The 17,654-nt window shown below is 61.7% G+C and carries 23 protein-coding genes; all 23 read left to right on the plus strand.

What is annotated here, in order from left to right:
• The 23 genes from bet (at position 1) to B0T39_RS11345 (ending at position 17,601) form a co-directional block, all read left to right on the plus strand.
• Positions 1–858, plus strand: a complete 858-nt coding sequence (gene bet, locus B0T39_RS11245) for a phage recombination protein Bet (RefSeq protein ID WP_081546609.1) — start codon at positions 1–3, stop codon at positions 856–858.
• Entirely contained in the window at positions 845–2,458 is a 1,614-nt protein-coding gene (locus B0T39_RS11250; RefSeq protein ID WP_081546611.1) for a YqaJ viral recombinase family protein, read from the plus strand. The genes bet and B0T39_RS11250 overlap by 14 nt, the downstream gene beginning before the upstream one ends.
• Before the next feature lie 2 nt (positions 2,459–2,460).
• Complete coding sequence (locus tag B0T39_RS11255; protein WP_081546613.1) at positions 2,461–2,673, plus strand: hypothetical protein; 213 nt, start codon at positions 2,461–2,463, stop codon at positions 2,671–2,673.
• Between the two features lie 9 nt (positions 2,674–2,682).
• A complete protein-coding gene (gene rdgC / locus B0T39_RS26190; protein ID WP_081546615.1) occupies positions 2,683–3,879 on the plus strand; it encodes a recombination-associated protein RdgC in 1,197 nt (398 codons plus the stop codon).
• Positions 3,876–4,025 (plus strand): hypothetical protein, encoded by a 150-nt coding sequence (locus tag B0T39_RS25655; RefSeq protein WP_176219541.1) that lies wholly within the window; start codon positions 3,876–3,878, stop codon positions 4,023–4,025. Before rdgC ends, B0T39_RS25655 begins: the two co-directional genes overlap by 4 nt.
• 4 nt (positions 4,026–4,029) lie before the next feature.
• Entirely contained in the window at positions 4,030–4,476 is a 447-nt protein-coding gene (locus B0T39_RS11265; RefSeq protein ID WP_081546617.1) for a hypothetical protein, read from the plus strand.
• Positions 4,477–4,607: 131 nt separating this feature from the next.
• Positions 4,608–5,246 carry a hypothetical protein gene (locus tag B0T39_RS11270; RefSeq protein WP_141111191.1) on the plus strand — a complete coding sequence of 213 codons (639 nt, stop codon included), beginning with the start codon at positions 4,608–4,610 and terminating at the stop codon, positions 5,244–5,246.
• The gene (locus tag B0T39_RS25035; RefSeq protein WP_141111192.1) at positions 5,246–5,425 is read left to right on the plus strand and encodes a hypothetical protein; all 180 of its coding nucleotides are present in this window, start codon (positions 5,246–5,248) and stop codon (positions 5,423–5,425) included. The genes B0T39_RS11270 and B0T39_RS25035 overlap by 1 nt, the downstream gene beginning before the upstream one ends.
• Positions 5,426–5,434: 9 nt before the next feature.
• Positions 5,435–5,758: a helix-turn-helix domain-containing protein gene (locus B0T39_RS11275; RefSeq protein WP_081546621.1), complete on the plus strand. Its 324-nt coding sequence runs from the start codon at positions 5,435–5,437 to the stop codon at positions 5,756–5,758.
• Positions 5,755–6,390: a hypothetical protein gene (locus B0T39_RS11280; protein ID WP_081546623.1), complete on the plus strand. Its 636-nt coding sequence runs from the start codon at positions 5,755–5,757 to the stop codon at positions 6,388–6,390. Before B0T39_RS11275 ends, B0T39_RS11280 begins: the two co-directional genes overlap by 4 nt.
• 7 nt (positions 6,391–6,397) lie before the next feature.
• Positions 6,398–8,941, plus strand: coding sequence for a DNA methyltransferase (locus tag B0T39_RS11285; protein ID WP_254894538.1), 2,544 nt, complete (start codon positions 6,398–6,400; stop codon positions 8,939–8,941).
• Positions 8,938–11,091 carry a DNA cytosine methyltransferase gene (locus B0T39_RS26195; RefSeq protein WP_081546627.1) on the plus strand — a complete coding sequence of 718 codons (2,154 nt, stop codon included), beginning with the start codon at positions 8,938–8,940 and terminating at the stop codon, positions 11,089–11,091. Before B0T39_RS11285 ends, B0T39_RS26195 begins: the two co-directional genes overlap by 4 nt.
• Before the next feature lie 88 nt (positions 11,092–11,179).
• Complete coding sequence (locus B0T39_RS11295) at positions 11,180–11,830, plus strand: hypothetical protein (RefSeq protein WP_081546629.1); 651 nt, start codon at positions 11,180–11,182, stop codon at positions 11,828–11,830.
• On the plus strand, positions 11,830–12,024 hold the full coding sequence (locus B0T39_RS11300; protein WP_081546631.1) for a hypothetical protein: 195 nt from the start codon (positions 11,830–11,832) through the stop codon (positions 12,022–12,024). The genes B0T39_RS11295 and B0T39_RS11300 overlap by 1 nt, the downstream gene beginning before the upstream one ends.
• 13 nt (positions 12,025–12,037) lie before the next feature.
• Entirely contained in the window at positions 12,038–12,526 is a 489-nt protein-coding gene (locus B0T39_RS11305; protein ID WP_081546633.1) for a hypothetical protein, read from the plus strand.
• 50 nt (positions 12,527–12,576) lie between these two features.
• Positions 12,577–13,335, plus strand: coding sequence for a hypothetical protein (locus tag B0T39_RS11310; RefSeq protein ID WP_081546635.1), 759 nt, complete (start codon positions 12,577–12,579; stop codon positions 13,333–13,335).
• Positions 13,328–14,587: a hypothetical protein gene (locus B0T39_RS11315; protein WP_081546637.1), complete on the plus strand. Its 1,260-nt coding sequence runs from the start codon at positions 13,328–13,330 to the stop codon at positions 14,585–14,587. Before B0T39_RS11310 ends, B0T39_RS11315 begins: the two co-directional genes overlap by 8 nt.
• On the plus strand, positions 14,584–14,799 hold the full coding sequence (locus B0T39_RS11320; RefSeq protein ID WP_081546639.1) for a hypothetical protein: 216 nt from the start codon (positions 14,584–14,586) through the stop codon (positions 14,797–14,799). The genes B0T39_RS11315 and B0T39_RS11320 overlap by 4 nt, the downstream gene beginning before the upstream one ends.
• Positions 14,796–15,023 carry a hypothetical protein gene (locus tag B0T39_RS11325; RefSeq protein ID WP_081546641.1) on the plus strand — a complete coding sequence of 76 codons (228 nt, stop codon included), beginning with the start codon at positions 14,796–14,798 and terminating at the stop codon, positions 15,021–15,023. Before B0T39_RS11320 ends, B0T39_RS11325 begins: the two co-directional genes overlap by 4 nt.
• Positions 15,020–15,223 carry a hypothetical protein gene (locus B0T39_RS11330; RefSeq protein ID WP_081546643.1) on the plus strand — a complete coding sequence of 68 codons (204 nt, stop codon included), beginning with the start codon at positions 15,020–15,022 and terminating at the stop codon, positions 15,221–15,223. Before B0T39_RS11325 ends, B0T39_RS11330 begins: the two co-directional genes overlap by 4 nt.
• Before the next feature lie 15 nt (positions 15,224–15,238).
• Entirely contained in the window at positions 15,239–15,694 is a 456-nt protein-coding gene (locus B0T39_RS11335) for a hypothetical protein (RefSeq protein ID WP_081546645.1), read from the plus strand.
• 13 nt (positions 15,695–15,707) lie between these two features.
• Entirely contained in the window at positions 15,708–16,196 is a 489-nt protein-coding gene (locus B0T39_RS11340) for a hypothetical protein (protein WP_081546647.1), read from the plus strand.
• 229 nt (positions 16,197–16,425) lie between these two features.
• Entirely contained in the window at positions 16,426–17,601 is a 1,176-nt protein-coding gene (locus tag B0T39_RS11345; protein ID WP_081546649.1) for a tyrosine-type recombinase/integrase, read from the plus strand.
• Positions 17,602–17,654: the final 53 nt, after the last annotated feature.

The raw sequence follows: 17,654 nt of genomic DNA on the forward strand, positions 1-17,654 counted from the left end.
ATGAGCACTGCGTTGCAGACCAGCCCGCAGGCTGGCATCCCTGCCCTGGCGATGAGCGAAAGCGACCTCATGGAGGTGCTGAGCAACAGCCTCTATCCCGGCGCGAAGGAAAATAGCATCCGGATGGTGGTGGGCTACTGCCGGGCCAGCCAACTCGATCCGATGCAGAAGCCGGTCCACATAGTGCCGATGTCCGTATCGACCGGGCAGAAGGACAACAACGGCTGGGACATCAAGGAAATGCGCGATGTCATCATGCCCGGCATCGGTCTCTACCGCACCCAAGCGTCTCGCTCTGGTGAATGCGCGGGAGTTTCCGAACCCGAGTTTGGCGAAGACGTCACCGAGATACTGGACGGCGTATCCGTCACGTACCCGCGCTGGTGCAAGGTCACAGTCCAACGGCTCCTCTCCAACGGGATGATCGCTCACTATGTGGCGAAAGAACTGTGGAAGGAGAATTACGCGACCAAGTCCAGCAAGTCTGAGGCGCCAAACCAGATGTGGAAGAAGCGGCCTTACGCCCAGTTGGCAAAGTGCGCTGAAGCTCAGGCTTTGCGCAAGGCATTCCCCGAGGTCGGCTCGCAGCCGACGGCGGAAGAAATGGAGGGCCGGGAGCTGGTCGAGAAGGACGTCACCCCCGCGCCGACGCCGCGGCAGCCTGCGCTACTCCCCCCGTACCCCGAGGACAAGTTCTCCGAGAACTTGGACCAGTGGAAAGGGATGGTCGATTCCGGCCGCTGCACCGCCGAGGACATCATCAACAAGATCAATACCCGCAATACGCTGAGCGCCCAACAGGAATCCATCTTGCGCGCCTGCGACCCCGCAAAAGGTGCAACCTATGAAAACGCTTAATCTCGTCCAGGGGTCGCCGGAATGGATTGCCACCCGGTCCAAATTCTTCACCGCCAGCGAGGCCGCGCCCATGCTTGGCCAGAGCGATAAGGTCAAGCGCAACGAGTTGCTGCACATGAAGGCAACCGGCACGGAGCGCGAGTTCTCCGAATGGGTCCAGCGCAACCTGCTGGACAAAGGCCACGAAGTTGAAGCCATGGCCAGGGTCATCGTTGAGGCTCGCCTCGGGGAAGACCTGTATCCCTCCACCGGGGTTTTGGAAGTGGATGACTTGCCGCTGCTGGCCAGCTTCGACGGCATCACTATGCTGGAAGACGTGTGCTGGGAAAACAAGTTGTGGAATGCAGCCCTGGTCGATTACATCCAAACCCACAACGATGCGCCGGCCACCCATTGGCCCCAACTGGAGCAGCAACTGCTGATCTGCGGCGCCGACCGCGTGATGTTCACGGTGACGGACGGCACCGAAGAGAACTTCGTCAGCATCTGGTATCAGTCCAAGCCTGAACGCCGCGACCTCCTGATCCGAGGCTGGAAACAGTTTGCGGAGGACTTGGCGAACTACGTCCCGACTCACGCTGAGCCCGCGCCGGTGGCGGCGGCCATCATGGAATTGCCGGCGCTGGTTGTGAATGTTGAGGGGCGCGTCGTTTCCTCCAACCTGGATGCCTTCCGCAGCAGCGCCAGCGCGTTCATTCAAGGGATCAAGACGGACCTGCAGACGGACCAGGACTTTGCCGATGCGGAAAAGACGGTCAAATTCTGCAGCGATGGCGAGAGTAAGCTGGAGCTGGTGAAGAGCCAGGCCCTGGCTCAGACGGCCAGCATTGACACCCTGTTCCGCACCATCGACCTGGTGAAAGAAGAACTGCGGGCCAAGCGCCTGGAGTTGGAAAAGCTGGTCAAGTCGCGCAAGGAGGCAATCCGGACCGAGATCATCATGAAGGCCAAGCAGGCTTTGGCCGATCACTTGAACGATCTGGACAAGCAGATCGGCAACCGCTACATGCCAGACGTCCCCGCCGATTTCGCGGGCGCGATCAAGGGCAAGAAGACCCTGGCCAGCCTGCAAGATGCTGCCGACACCGAGCTTGCCCGCGCCAAGGTTGCGGCTGGCTCCATTGCCGACAAGATCCTGGCTAACCTCAAGACGTTGAAGACTCTGGCCGGAGGCCGCGCTTTCCTATTCGCAGATGAGGCAACCATCGTCCACAAGGCTCCGGATGATCTGGCCATGCTGATCAAGTCGCGGATCGATGCGCATGATTTGGCCGAGCGACAGCGCGAACAGGAAGCGCAGGCGGCGCAAGCTCAACCCCCTCTTGATCTGCAGCCTTCGATTCTCGAGCAGGTCAAGCCCGCGAGCCCTTCGAGCATCAGCAAAGCGAAGCCCAAAGGCAATCCCACGCTGCGCCTCGGCATGATCAATGACCGACTTGGCTTTACCGTCACGGCGCAGTTGCTGGCCACCTTGGGTTTCCCTGCTCACTCCGAGGGCGCCGCCCGGCTGTACCACGAAGAGGACTTCATCCCCATCTGCGGCGCTCTCGCGCGCCACGTTGCCGCGGTGGCGGCCAACGAAGAAGCAAAGGCAGCCTGACCATGGCGCTCCTTTCTCTCAGCAGCCCTATTCACCAACTCTACACCGCCGACCAGTTCCGCCAGCTGCTGGCCAGCGCGGTTGCCAACGCCGCCGGCCGTCCGTGGGACGAACAGTTCATCAGCGACCTGGCGCAGCGCTACCAGCAGCACGGCCAGGAGATGCTTATCAGCATCCTCCAACGGCACCAGCTGACGCGCATCGCCGGCTCATAGGAGACAGGCATGTCCTTGGCTTTTTACAAAAACCTCTCGCTCTTTCACGTCCTGGGCGGCCGCTCCATCGTCCGCCTGGACATTGAGGAGAGTCTGGGCTTCCTGAAGTTCGCGCCGCCCAGCGCGCTGCAACTCACCAGCACCGGCTTTGTGAATCCGCTCACGTTGCAGCCTGACGACGAGCTGACCTATGCGGCCAACCAGTGCGTATTTTTCGCCCTGCGCACCGACGAGAAGCAGATCCCCAAGGCGGCACTGGATCAACTGGTCGCGGCGAAGGTGGCAGAAGTCGAAGAGAGGGAACAGCGCAAGGTCGGCAAGAAGTGGCGCCGCGAATTGCAGGAGCAGGTCATTGAATCTGTACTGCCAACCGCCCTGCCCAAGCAATCGCTGTTGCGAGGGTACTTCGACCTACGCCAGCGGCTGCTGGTGGTGGACTCCACCAGCGCCGGCAAGTTGGATGAACTGACCGGAGCCCTGACCAAAAACCTGTTCTTAAACTCCGGCAACGGCATCAGCTTCCTGGGCTTGAAGGTCGAGCAGAGCGCGGCGGACGAGATGACGCGCTGGGTCAAAGAGGGCGAAGCGCCTTTCGACAGCTTCACCATCGACGACCAAGGCGAGATCATCAAGACCGGCGACGACGCTGGCGCGATCCGCATCGCCCACCTCGACATGCTGGAGCCGGACATCATCAACCTGCTCTGCCCTGGCCGCGCCGTGAACAAACTGGGCCTGACGTGGGACAGCCGGATCTCCTTCGTCATCAGCGCGCAGTTCCAGTTCAGCAAGCTGGCCTGGGGCGAGGCGGTGCAACTGCGCATTGCCGAACAGGGCGCCGAAACTGTCGAGGATCACCGCGACGCCAGCATGACCATCATGACCGGCGACGTCCGCGAGTTGGTCTATCGAACGGGCGAGTGCTTCGGCGGCATCAAAGTGCCGGACGAAGACGAGAAGAACCCGCGACAGATCGAGCAAGAGCCCGTGTCCTATGACGGTGGTGACGCGCTGGCCAGTGAGGCCCTGCGTATCGTCACAATGACCGGCAAGGCCAGTATCAGCCACCTGCAGCGCAACCTGCAGATCGGCTACACCCGGGCCGCGCGGCTGCTGGAGCATCTGGAATCCGTCGGCGTGGTCAGCCCGATGGACGCCAAAGGCAACCGTGATGTCCTGATCGCAACCGAGAAGGCCGCCGCATGATCCGCCGCTTACCAAACTCACTGTGCCCCATCCTGATGCTGTTTCGGGACGGGGTTGTTTTTGGCGCGGGTGCCGTCGCCGGCGGTGCCGGCATCGTGTCCCTCCTCCTCATATTCCAGTTCGTCGCGGAAGCGGCGGGAAAGTAAGACTATGACTTTAGCTCTCGTCAATTGGCCGGAACCCGCCGGCCAAACCGGAAGCGATGCCGGCTATATCGAGCGGCTGCAAACTGCATACCGGGACTTAAAACGGGACAACGAAAAACTGACGCGCGGCATCGCGACCGCAAGCGAGAACGCCGCGCGGCACTTCGCCGCCCACGCCCAGATCCAACGCGAGCTGGCCCTCGCCCAAGGTCAGGTGGCCGCCGTGACCGCCGACTTCGAAACGGAGCGGGCGAACAGCGAGCGCCTGGCCGCCGAGATCGTAGAGCTGCAGAAGCGCATCGGCATTCTCGAACAGGATGTCGAGCTGCGCGACCAGCAGCTGGAAGCGCGCGACCGGGAATGCGACGAGCTGACCCAGGCGCTGGCCGTTGCCAAGCTGCCTGTCGCCAGCCGCAACAACGTGATCGACCTGCTCCGGGATGCCGCGTAATGGCCGGCAAATACAACCCGCGTAAGGCGGCCGAGCGCGCGGCCCGGCTGACGGATAACTGCACGTCGAACACGGTCGCGCGCGTCATCGCCCAGGTCAACACCATGACGCCGGGCCGGCAGTCTGGGCTGATGATGACCAGGGAGCAGATCGAGACCCACAGCATCGGCATGCTGGCAGCGCTGGACCAGCTGACCCAACGCTGGGACAGCTTCGCGTTCCGCTGCCTGAGCAGTTGGTATCGAATCGCCTACTACACCGCCCACAACCTCAGCCGACCGGACCTCGACAAGCTGGCGCGCGGCGCCCGCTGCGCGCTGTTCGACCTCAGCAACGACGGCATGCAACCAGTGATGCGCCCCAATCAGTACCGCATCCTGCGCGGCATGGTCCTGGCGCTGATCAACGCCTTGCCCTTCGTGCCGGCCAAGCTGATGGACGTCATGCAGCAGCAAAGCCGCGAGCAGTTCGAGCACGACGTCGCACCGGAGTGGTACGACGCTCCGGCCTGGGCGCGCGACGCTGTGGTCAAGGTGATCAACGGCGCCAGCATGGCCGCAGCGATGCAGCGGCACGACCTGGGCAACCGCGAGGCGCGCGAACAGGTGATCACTCTCGGCATGGCCGCGCACGCGATGCTGCACGACAGCTCCACGCCTATTCCCGAAACCCTCCAGGCTCTCCGCAGTCTGCGCCGGCAGCTGCTGCCGGTCATCGAGCGCTTCAACCGCGGCGACTACCTGCCCGAACCGTTGAGGGCTGCGGCCTGATGTCGATTGCAGCCCACCGCCGCCGGATGTGGATTCGCGCGGCACTAAAAAAACTGGCCCGCCAAGCGCGGGCCTTGCCTTTGGAGCAGACCCAAATGGATGAAGCGGACGTGCAAGCCTGGCGCCAGATGAACCCCGGCGCGCCCATCAACCAACAGCCCCCCAGCCAACAGAAATAAGGAGTGGCCATGTCGTCTTTCGCCATCATCAAACAGCCCCGCGAAATCCGCCGCAAGCTCGGTCTGAACCAGCAAGAGTTCTGGAGTCGCGTCGGCGTTACCCAATCCGGCGGCAGCCGCTACGAGAGCGGCCGCAACATGCCCAAGCCGGTGCGCGAGCTGGTGCGCCTGGTCCACATTGAGCAGGTCGACCTCTCCGCTGTGACTCGCGCCGATCTGGAAGTCATCGCGCTACTGAAAGCCGAGCACCCCGACCTGTACAAGAGCCTGCGCAAAGCAGCAAAGACCCGGGCGGAAGCGGCAAACCAGGACCAGCAGGAGCAGGCAGCATGAGCAAGCTATCCGTCATCGACGTGATGAAAGCCATCTCTGCGCCGATCTCCATGCAGGCGCTGGCCGACGCCATGGGCATCGACCGCAGCGAGGCCCGCCGCCAGGTGCGCGAGCTGACCGCCGCCGGGACCGTCAGCCCGGTTAAGGTCGGCAATGAAACCCACTACCGGCCGACCGACCATGTTTACCCCACGGCAGCGCCGGCGCCAGAGACTGACACCGCAGCTGAGCAGTTGACGGCAGTGCGCGGCCGAGAACAGCAGCTGGCGCGCGAGGTGGACGACTTGAATCAGCGGTTGGCCATCACCGAGCAAGAGCGGGATAAGCAGGCCGGCATCGCCGAAGAGGCCTTGCAGCTTTGCCAGGAACAGGTAGACCGGCTGGCGCAACTGGAATGCAGCGCTGCGGCCTTGGGCTTCTCCCCTTCGGCCGGCATCCCGTTTTTTGACTGGCTGGAGCTGTCGCTGGCGGAGCTCGTCCACGAGACGGCTCACATGCAGGCGCTGCAGAGCCAACTGGCCCAGGCCCGGAACCTGAACCGCGGCTTACGCCTGGCGCTGGAACTCAACCCGGCGGAGCGCGCGGCGCTGGCCGAGTGCATCTCGCCGGCGGTAGAGCAAAAGGCCGCCTAATTCCCACATGCCCAGGCTAATTGCCTGGGCGCTTTGCCGCCCTACGATCATGACCGACTACCTTGAATTCCTGCGCGCCAAGATCCGAATGGCGCGCTTCGCTGGTTTCGCCATCGAACCGGCTGAGATTCACCCGACATTGATGCCCCACCAGAGCGATATCGTTCGCTGGGCCGTTGCCGGTGGCAACCGCGCAATCTTTGCCAGCTTCGGCCTCGGCAAGACCTTCATGCAGACCGAGTGGTGTAAGCAGATCCAGAAGCGCGCCGGCGGCCCTGCCCTGGTGGTAGCTCCGCTTGGCGTCCGGCAAGAGTTCCTACTCACCACGCCTTCGCTTGGTGTCGAGTTCCAGTTCATCCAGTCTGCCAGTGAGATGCGCGCCGGCTGTGAGTTCTACCTGACGAACTACGAGACTGTCCGCGAAGGCAAACTGGACCCTCGCCGGTTCGCTGCGTCCAGCCTGGATGAAGCCGCTGTACTGCGTTCATTCGGGAGCAAGACCTATCAGGAGTTCCTGCCGCTGTTCGATGGGGTGCAATACAAGCTGGTGAACACCGCCACGCCGAGCCCGAACCGCTACAAAGAGCTGATCCACTACGCCGGTTTCCTCGGGGTGATGGACACCGGCCAGGCGCTGACCCGCTTTTTCCAACGCGACAGCGAGAAGGCCGGCAACCTGACGCTGTACCCGCACAAGGAAGAGGAGTTCTGGCTGTGGGTGTCCAGCTGGGCGGTGTTCATCCAGAAACCCAGCGACCTGGGCTACAGCGACGAAGGCTATGAACTGCCGCCGCTGGACGTGCGCTATCACGAGGTGCCGAGCGACTACAGCGCCGCCGGCGCCGACAAGATCGGCCAGAACCTGCTGTTCCCTGATCCTGCGCTTGGCCTGTCCGCGGCCTCCGCCGAGAAGCGCGACAGCCTGCCGGCGCGCGTGGCCAAGGCCTGCGAGATCGTCAACGCGGATAGCGCTGACCACTTCGTGCTTTGGCACGACCTTGAGTCCGAGCGCCACGCGATACAGGCCGCACTACCCGAGGCTGTCAGTGTGTGGGGCAGTCAGGAGCTGAACGAACGCGAACAGCGCATCGTCGACTTTGGCGCCGGCCGTTACCGCCTGTTGTCCACCAAGCCAATCATCGCTGGCAGTGGCTGTAACTTTCAACGCCATTGCCACCGCGAGGTGTTCGTCGGCATCGGCTTCAAGTTCAACGACTTCATCCAGGCGATCCACCGCGTTCAGCGCTTCCAGCAGCAGCACCCGGTACGCATCGACATCATCTACAGCGAGGCGGAGCGCGAGGTACTGCGCACCCTGCAGCAGAAGTGGGTACAGCATGAAGAAATGGTGCAGAAAATGACCGAGATCATCCGCAAGTACGGCTTGAATCAGCTGGCCATGCAAGAGACGCTGGAGCGCGCCATCGGCGTGCAGCGCATAGAAGTGAGCGGCGAACGCTTCGTGGTGGCAAATAACGACTGCGTGGATGAAGCGCGCCGCCAGCCTTCCAACAATGTCGATCTGATCGTCACCTCGATCCCGTTCGCCAATCACTACGAATACAGCCCCAGCTACAACGACTTCGGCCACACCGAGGACAACGGGCACTTCTGGCAGCAGATGGACTACCTGACGCCGGAACTGCTGCGGATCTTGAAGCCTGGCCGGCTTTACTGCTGCCACGTCAAAGACCGAATCCTGTTCGGCAACGTCACTGGCGCCGGCGCGCCGACGGTAAGCCCCTTCCACGCGGAGGCAATTTTCCACGCGCGCCGGCATGGCTTCGACTACATGGGCATGATCACCATCGTGACCGACGTGGTTCGCGAGAACAACCAGACCTACCGCTTGGGCTGGTCCGAGCAGTGCAAGGACGGCACCAAGATGGGCGTTGGATCGCCGGAGTACGTCCTGCTGTTCCGCAAACCGCAGACCGACCGCAGCCGCGGCTACGCTGACGAGCCGGTGGCCAAGGACAAGGCCAACTATACCAGGGCGCGCTGGCAGGTCGACGCACATGCGTTCTGGCGGTCCAGCGGCAACCGCCTGCTATCCGCCGACGAGATGGCCGGCTACGGCCCGGCCAAGCTCGCCAAGCTCTTCACCGACTACAGCCTGGCCGGCGTCTACGACTATGAGCACCACGTTCGGGTTGGCGAAGAACTTGAGCTCCGCGGCGCGCTGCCCAGTACCTTCATGTCGCTGGCGCCAGGCAGCCATCACCCGGAGGTGTGGCACGACGTGAACCGCATGCGCACGCTCAACGGCGACCAGGCAAAGCGCAACGTCGAGCAGCATGTTTGCCCGCTGCAGTTCGACATCGTCGACCGGTTGATCGAACGCTACAGCAGCCCGGATGAACTGGTTTACGACCCGTTTGGCGGGCTGATGACTGTACCTTACCGCGCGATCTTGAAGGGCCGACTCGGCCAGGCCAGTGAGCTGAACCCCGCTTACTTCCTCGACGGCGCCCACTACTGCAAGGCGGCGGAAGCTGAGTTCAGCATGCCGACACTCTTCGATTTTGAAAACCAAAAGGATGCAGCATGATCCGCAACCAGTTCTCCCTGCTCACCACTGACGAAATCATCGTTGACCTGTTCGCCGGCGGCGGCGGCATGTCGTCAGCGATTGAAAGCGCGCTCGGGCGCCATGTCGATATCGCCATCAATCACGATATGGACGCCATCAGCATGCACATGGCGAACCACCCGCAGACCCACCACTATTGCGCCGACGTGTTCGAAGTATGCCCGCGCGAGGTAACGAACGGCCGGCCTGTTGGCCATCTGCACGGCTCGCCGGATTGCACCCACTTCAGCCAAGCCGTTGGCGGCCAGCCGCGGGACAAAGCCATTCGCTCGCTGGGCTGGGTGATTCCGCGCTGGGCCGGCCAGGTCAAGCCGCGCAGCATCAGCATGGAAAACGTGAAGCAGATGCGCCAATGGGGGCCGCTGATCGCCAAGCGCTGCAAGAAGACCGGTCGCGTGGTGAAGCTGGACGGCAGCGTGGCAGAGCCTGGCGAGCGCGTTCCGGTGCAAGAGCAGTTCCTCGTGCCAGACCCGCGCCACATTGGCCGCACCTGGCGCCGGTTCCTGAGCGTGCTGCGCAAGCTGGGCTACGAGGTGGAGCACCGGACGCTGGTGGCTGCCGATTACGGCGCCGCGACGACCCGCGAACGGCTCTACCTGTTCGCCCGCCGTGATGGACGGCCGATTATCTGGCCGGAGCCAACCCACCACGAAAAGCCAGCGCCGGGTCAAAAAAAGTGGCGGCCCGCCGCTGACCACATTGATTTCACCGACTTGGGGCAGTCGATTTTCGACCGCAAAAAGCCGCTGGCCGATGCAACAATGCGGCGCATCGCGAAGGGCATGAAAAAGTTCGTAATAGATAGCGCGGCCCCGTTCATCGTGGAGTTGGCGAACTGGTCCAACCGCAACGGCGTGCAGTCCACCGCTGACCCGCTGCGCACGATTACGGCATGGCCGCGAGGAGGGAGCATGGCGGTGGCCAGCCCGGCGCTCGTACCGCTGACCCACCAGGGCGGCGACCGCGTTTACGATCCGGCGCGGCCGATCCCAACAATCACAGCCGCCAATCGCAGCGAAATCGCCCTGGCGTCAGCCGTCATTGTGCCCAACACGACCGGCAACCCTCCGAAAAGCGCTAACACTCCCGCCCCTACCATCACTACAGCAGGCAACCAACTACTGGCAGCGGCGACCTTGGTGCAAGCCGCCTATGGCGACGGCCAGCCGGGCCGCGCGCAACGATGGGGCAGCGGCGTGCGCGACATTGAGCAGCCGCTAAACACGATCACCGCCAGCGGCTGCGGCGGCCAAGCATTGGCGGCGGCTACTTTAGTTCAGATGGGATACGGCGAACGGACAGGCCAACAGCCGCGCGCCCTCGACATAGAGAAGCCGCTTGGCACCGTCGTTGCTGGCGGAGGCAAACACGGCCTGGCCTCCGCCATCATCGTGGGGGCTGGCGGGCCAAGCTACAGCGCCAAACCGGTGGCCCTTGACCAGCCGCTCGGCACCATTTTGAAGGAGAACCATCGCCACGTCGCTACCGCTTACATGATGCAGGCGAACGGCGGCTTCAATGAAACCGTGGGCCGTAGCCTGAACGCCCCAGCCACGACGATCACGACCACCGGCAGCCAACAGCAATTGGTATCCGCCCACCTCGCAACCCTGCGCCGCAATTGCGTTGGCCGCGAAATGAGCGAGCCAATGCCGACCGCGACCGCCGGCGCAGAGCATCACGCACTTGTGTCCTATGCGCTGAGCCAAGAGGACGAAGCTGGCGCGCTGCGCGTCGCGGCATTCCTTATCAGCTACTACGGCACCAGGGACAGTGCCAGCGGACTTGACCAGCCAATGCCCACCGCCACCACACGTGACCGCCTGGCGCTGGTGACGGTATGGATCAAGGGCGAGCCTTGGGTAATCGTCGATATCAAGCTACGAATGCTTAAGCCGCCTGAACTGTACGGCTGCCAGTCATTCCCGCCGGATTACATCATCGACCGAGGCCACGACGGGCGCCCATTTAGCAAATCGGCCCAGGTGCGCATGGTTGGTAACAGCGTCCCACCGAAGCCGGCCGCTGCGCTGATCGCAGCCAACTGCCGCGACCTGATGGCCTGGAGCCAGGCCGAAATGAAACAACGCCGGAGGATTGCCGCATGACCGGCTGCTGGATACACACCGGCTATCGAGATGGCCGGATGGTAATTCGATGGGTCGCACACGCGGCCCTTACTTATTGGGAGTGAGCATGAAAGAACGCCCGATTTTGTTCAGCGGCGAGATGATCCGCGCGTTGCTGGCCGGCACCAAGACCCAGACCCGTCGGATAGTTGAGGGGGCGCCGGCGCTTGTCCGCTGGAATCCGATAGTCGTTGACGGTCGCGCCGGCTGGGAAGACGAACATGGCCGCCCCATCATCTGCCCCTACGGCCAGCCCGGCGACCGGATTTGGGTGCGGGAGACGTGGGGCGTCATCAGCCACTCGTGGGACAGGCACGGCAATAGGGTTAAGTGGACCCCGAACCGGCCGGCCACGGCAATCCGCGAGATGCCATTCGGCAATGGCTACTACTCCGGCCACGTCATCTATGCCGCCGATGGTCCGAATGAATGGTCGGACGACGACGATGGCGGCGGCGAGCCTCGTTCGCTGTGGCATCCATCAATCCACATGCCGCGGGCGGCATGCCGTTTGGTTCTGGAGATAACCGACGTCCGTGTTGAGCGGTTGCAGGACATCAGCGAGGCGGATGCTGTGGCAGAGGGCGGCCCGGTAGATCACCCAAACGGCACTGCCCGTGGGTGGTTCGAGCAGCTATGGGAGAAGCTCAACGGCGCTGGCAGCTGGGATGCAAACCCGTATGTGTGGCGAATTTCGTTCAAGAAAGTGGAGGCGTGATGAAAAGACCGACCCAAAACGACCGGGGTTTCTTCAGCGGCGTGATGATGGCCCTGGCCATCATAGACGTCAAAGGAGAGACCAAGCTTGGCGTCGAGATCGCCACAGCTGCTGACCCCTCGTTCCTGAAAGACATGGCCCACCGCTCTGGCGTAGAGCAAGACCAGCGGCTGGTTGAAAAATACTGCAAGTGATGGAGGCGTGACAATGCAACAGAACCTGATCGACGCCGCGCGCGCCATTGGCACCAAGCCGGTGACGGGGCGTTATTTCTTGTGCCTGTGCAGTAAGTGCGGCTGGCTGGGCAGTTCCGAAGAATGCCGCCTGGTTGAAGACCCTCTCTTCGGCGACGGCGAATACTTCTGCGCTGTATGCGGCGCGAGTGAGCCGGACGAGGTTGACGCCGCCGAGGCTTTCAACGCCATTCTCGCCGGCACTGCAAGCCTGCACCCGGACGACGTTGCAGTCGACCGTTTCGCCTTGGCGATGAAGGCCAAGCTCGCGGACGCGCGCGCCAAGGGCCGCAGCGGCTGGGACGACCCGGCGAAATGCTCTGTCGAGTTCCTGGCGCAACTGCTCGTCGGCCACATCAGCAAAGACAACGCCGGCAACTTCGAGGACGTGGCCAATTTAGCGATGATGCTGCACCAGCGCGGCGCCGATCCGTCGGTGTTGGCAGAGGCCGCCCGCGCCTAGTTGTCGCGCTCCACTGACCATATCGACGGTAACGCCATAGGAACTACACCATGAAATCTCTCTTCATCGGCGGCCCTGCCGACGGCAAGCGTTTAGACGTGGCAGACGGCCAGGAGCAGGTCAACATTCCCCCGCCATTGCCTGCTGGCGAGGAATGTCTCACCCACGCTGGCGCCACGCCGCAGAACACCGCGTTTGAACATATCCCCTACCTCGCTGGGCGGATTCGGAACCACATGGGCGAGTGCTTCCGCGTTTTTCATACGCGCGACATCGATGACGTTATCAAGGCGTTGATCGAGGGCTATCGCCAACCGTTGCATGATGCTGACCACCTCGCGGAGGAGTTGCAAACCGCCAAACACGAACTCTCCGTTTTGGCCAAGGCCATCCGTGACGCCGCGGTCAAGGCCGACATCTGCGGCGCAGATGCTCCGCTGACCGGCGCTCACTTGCTGATGCTGTGCGATGACCTGGCAGAGGCAGCCCGCTCGAAGCCGGCCGGCGAGCCGGTGGCGTGGCGGCACACCCGCTGGGTAAATTCGGAAGAATTGGCTGCTGCTGCAGCGCGTGGCCTTATTGCACTGGCGCAGGCCGTCTCTATCGCCATGGACGACAGCGAAGAACGGCAAGGTGATGAAGGCCGTGTTCATCTGATCGACTCCGACAATTTCGACGAGGTGTGCAATGCGCTGGAGGCTTTGGAAGCCCTGCCGGACGACAAGCCAGGCCACACCCTCGGCCCAGCCGGCAAAGCGGAGTGGGCGCTGCGCGGCCTTCTCAACCGTGAGGAGAAGCAACATGACTGAACTGGAAAAGCAGCTGCTGGAGGCGCTGAAAGAACTGCGGGATGCATATCAGGAATTCATGGGGCTGCCCGCCGTTAAGGCCAACGCCGCCATCGCAGCCGCCGCGCGCCTGGCAGACAAGGTCGCACAGCCAGAGTCGTCTGCAGCACTGACAGTATGGTATGGAAGCATGCCGGAATCGAATGGCAAGGCCAACTGGACGGCGATTCTTCATCGCAAAGATGGCTGCTTGTCGGAAGGCTTCACACTTGAACGGTCTGAGTATCCGGGCCGCGTTCGTTACGAGGCAGACCGCGTTCGCTATCTGATCGGCGAGTTGGAAATTGAGCCCAGCATTCTGGATTACGACGGGAGTCAGCACAGCGGCTATGTAAACCATCAGCCCGCCATCGCCCAGCTGGCGGCCGTGCCGGAGGAGTGGCGTGAGTTTATCGAATGCGTATCTAAACAAGAGCCTGAAAAGCCGGACTACTGGTCTTCGTGCGGACAATGCGCTCGCAACATTGATCGTGCCGAAGACCTGATCGCCGCCGCGCCGGTGCCGGCCCAGGTCGAACAGCGGGCGCCGGGTAGTCCAGGCAAGCGCGCTTGGTTCCGTCAAGCCAGTGAGTTCGGCCCGTGGATCGAGTGCGCGCACGATCACCCCGATGCTGTGCTGTTCCAAGAGGCCGGCGCCACGCCGGCAACCGGTAAGGATTCCTTACAGGTTCAAGACGAGCCGCCCGTGCCGGGCAGCGGTCGCGGCGTCATGTTCATTGATTTCTTGTCGGCGCAGGCGGCCAAGGCCGGGCACAAAGAATTGGCGGCTGAACTGCAGGCCGCGATCCGCGCCGCCGGCGAGACGGGTATCCAAGGCTTGCCGGCGCCAGGCGAGCCAGCCTGCCATATCGCCGAGGCCAGCGACGAAGAAGTGGCCATCGCCTGCACGCCGGCGCAGCGCCTGCTGCTGAGGGAAGGAATGCAGCTCTATGCCGCGCCGGTGGCTGGTGGGGCGATACAAGTCCGCAAGCTCGGGATATTCGGCAAGGTGTATGACGACCCGCAGGAAAAGCGCGCCTACACGTATGCTGATCAGCCGCATAACGTGGCGGCGTGGAGGCTTGGCCGCGCGGCCGCCAACGTCTCTGCGGGTGGCGACCATATAGACCGTGGGCTTTCTCTCCTGGCCTCGCTCCAGGCAGAAGGCTTTGGCGTGTTTGAGATGGCCGACGATTCGCTGGCGGCCGGACCGCAGGAAGGCGGCGAGGCATGAAGATCAAACTCGGTGATAAGGTCGTGACGCGGCTTCCACCGGTTGAGTTCGACACCGGCTATGACACCCTGCAATCCAAAGTAGCTGCCGCCGGCCGGAGGCACGCGCTCAGCGGCGGTAGCATCAACGATTGCCCCTGGTCCAACGGCGTCACGGCGGAATGGTGGCGCGCTGGATTTGCGAGCGCAGCAGTGAAAGGGGGCGAGGCATGAGCCTGAACAACGGAACAGCACGGCAAGGACACAAGCTGCTCGACCTTCCCGAAACGGCATTCGCAGGTTTCCCGCCGGCAGAGATGCAACAGGCCGGCGAGCTGGCGGCGATACGTTACGAACTTGCCGCGCTGCGCGAGGCATTGCAGCCGCCACGGTCGATCATCATCACCGGGTCCGAGGTGGAGCGGGTGCTGGCGGCGATGAAAGGGGGCGAGGCATGAAACCCGTTATCTTGCAGCCGGCCGTCATGGTCAATGGCGTGCAGTGGAAGCTGTTTGGCGTCGAGTTCGGGACGGCTGACGGTAAGTTTGTCACCTGGATTTACGCCGTTGACCACGGGCACGCCGCGCTGATCCTGGACGAGATGAAGGCTTCGGCGAAAGTCTTAGGCGAATTCGGCGGCGCGATTAACGCGAGCTGACGAGAAAGGATGGCAATGATCACAAAGGAACAACTGGCTACCGAGGCCACCAACGGCAGAGCTTTCGCTGTGGTGAATGACCTCGTCCACGACCCAGATAGGCATTTCGAGGAACTGCAACAGCTTGCGCTGACCATGGCCTGCCACATCGACGGCCAGGCCACCGAATTGGCCGCAATCATCGCCGAGTGGGACGACAATAAAGAGACCCTTAGCACCACGCTGGATCTTTGTTTTGCTTTGATCCAGACCTTCAATAGGTTGCATCGCGACGCTGAGCGGTACGCCGCCCTGCGCCATGCGCTGATCAACGTGGACCCGAAAGGCAACCGCGGGCCTATTGAGATGGCAATCAAGAACCTGGTCCGACAAGTCCACGCTGAGCGCGGGGTGACGGAGCCAACTGAAGACGAGTTCGACGCGGCCATCGACGCCGCGATGTCCACCCAGGCCGCCACCGAGCGGCCTTAATTTTGAGGTGACGATGATCCCCGATCAACGTGTTATCCAGCTTGCCGGCGAGCACGGGCTCGCGTTGTCCGGCGCCGGCGTCCAGGGCACCCGCCTTGCCCTCCTCCAGACCATTCGCTCCGCAGTTGCCGAGTCGGTCCCTACCACGCCCTTCCATCTGCAGTTGGTCAACGAGATCCGCGACGAGTTGCTGGCCGCTAACGCGCGCGCGGCGCAGCTTGAGCGCGATATCCAGACCCTCCTCCAGATGACCGTCGGCGGAGTCCGCTGGCCGGAGGGGCAAGACGCCGCGGCCGTTGCCCACTACATCGCGCAGCTGCGGCAGCAAAACATCCTGGGCGTTGACCAGCTGAAGCCCGGTAATCGCTATTGGGCACGCTGCGGCCCGCCGATGAAGTGGGCGCTGATCGATGTCAGCAACTTGGAAGGCATCCGCTACGGGATGAAGGACTGGGAGTTTGTCGGCCCCGTTCTTCCACCTACGGTTGGCACTGTGGTTTAGCGCCAACTGGAAACTAGTATTTGACTAATTTTGAGACTGCTTCGGCGGTCTTTTTTATTTTGAGGGCAACCATGTATAGGTTCGTCACCATCGAAAGGTTTGCAGAGCAGACCGGATATACGCCGGTTGCCATCAGAACCAAAATCCGGGACGGCATTTGGAAGGAAGGTGTCGTTTGGAGGAAGGCGCCTGATGATCGGGTGCTGATTGATACGGAGGGTTATCAGGAATGGGTACAGAACGGGAGTACGACGGCGTTCGGGCCGCTTCGGCCTCAACGATCGAAATCGATTTCTACTATGCGGGAGAGCGCTGCAGGGAGCGGATCAAGCTACAGCCCACCCCCGCTAATATGAAACGCGCGGCCCAACACCGGGCCGCCGTTTTGATTGCAATTGAGCAAGGTACTTTTGATTACGCAACGACATTTCCGAATTCGAAACGAGCCTCAACATTGGCGAGAGCGACTTCTGGCAAAATGTTGGCGAGCGACTATTTAGTTATCTGGCTAGAAAAGAAATCATTGACTATTAAGTCAAGCACAATAAATGGATATCGGAAAATAATTTACGGCCACTTAATTGCCACCCTCGGCAATGATTCATTGGCCGATGTTTCTCGAAGTTCTCTGAGGGATAAATTCTCCAACATCGCCTGCAAGAATAAAACCCTTGCCAATATTCAATCTGTTTTACGGGCCGCATTAACCGATGCACTTGAGGAGGGCTTAATAAGTTCCAATCCAATTGCAGATTGGACTTACCGAAAGGTCGAGCCACCGAAATTAAGCGATGATATCGATCCGTTCACCTCAGAAGAACAAAACCGCATCTTGCAAGCATGCGAAGGGCAAGCCCGAAATTTCATTCAGTTTGCTTTCTGGACTGGTCTGCGCACATCTGAAATAGTTGCGCTTGATTGGTCTGATGTCGACTGGACAAGAAAGGTTATCAAGGTCAATAAGGCCATAACCCAAAAGTCCGGGGAAGCTGAGGACACAAAGACCAGGGCGGGACGAAGGGAGGTGAAGCTTCTCGCCCCTGCTCTATCGGCGCTGATAGATCAAAAGCAATTCACCTATCAACAATGGGCGGAGATTTTCCAGAACCCGAACACGGGAGAACGCTGGACCGGAGACCAGCCAATCCGCAAAACGATGTGGACTCATGTTCTGAAGCTCGCCCATGTTCGTTACCGCTACCCCTATCAAACTCGCCACACCTACGCATCCATGATGTTGTCCGCCGGCGAGCATCCGATGTGGGTTGCAAAACAGATGGGGCACGCTGACTGGGGCATGATCAGGAAGACGTATGGACGCTGGATACCCTCCGAAGTCGACGATGCTGGCAGTAGAGCAGTCGCCATGTTTTGTAAGGAACCGGGAAGTGGTGAAGAGGAATAAAAATGGCCAGCGGTCTGTATTTGGTCAGCAATTCAAATCCTGCCTTTAATTTG

This window comes from Chromobacterium haemolyticum, from assembly GCF_002081825.1.
Taxonomy (GTDB): domain Bacteria; phylum Pseudomonadota; class Gammaproteobacteria; order Burkholderiales; family Chromobacteriaceae; genus Chromobacterium; species Chromobacterium fluminis.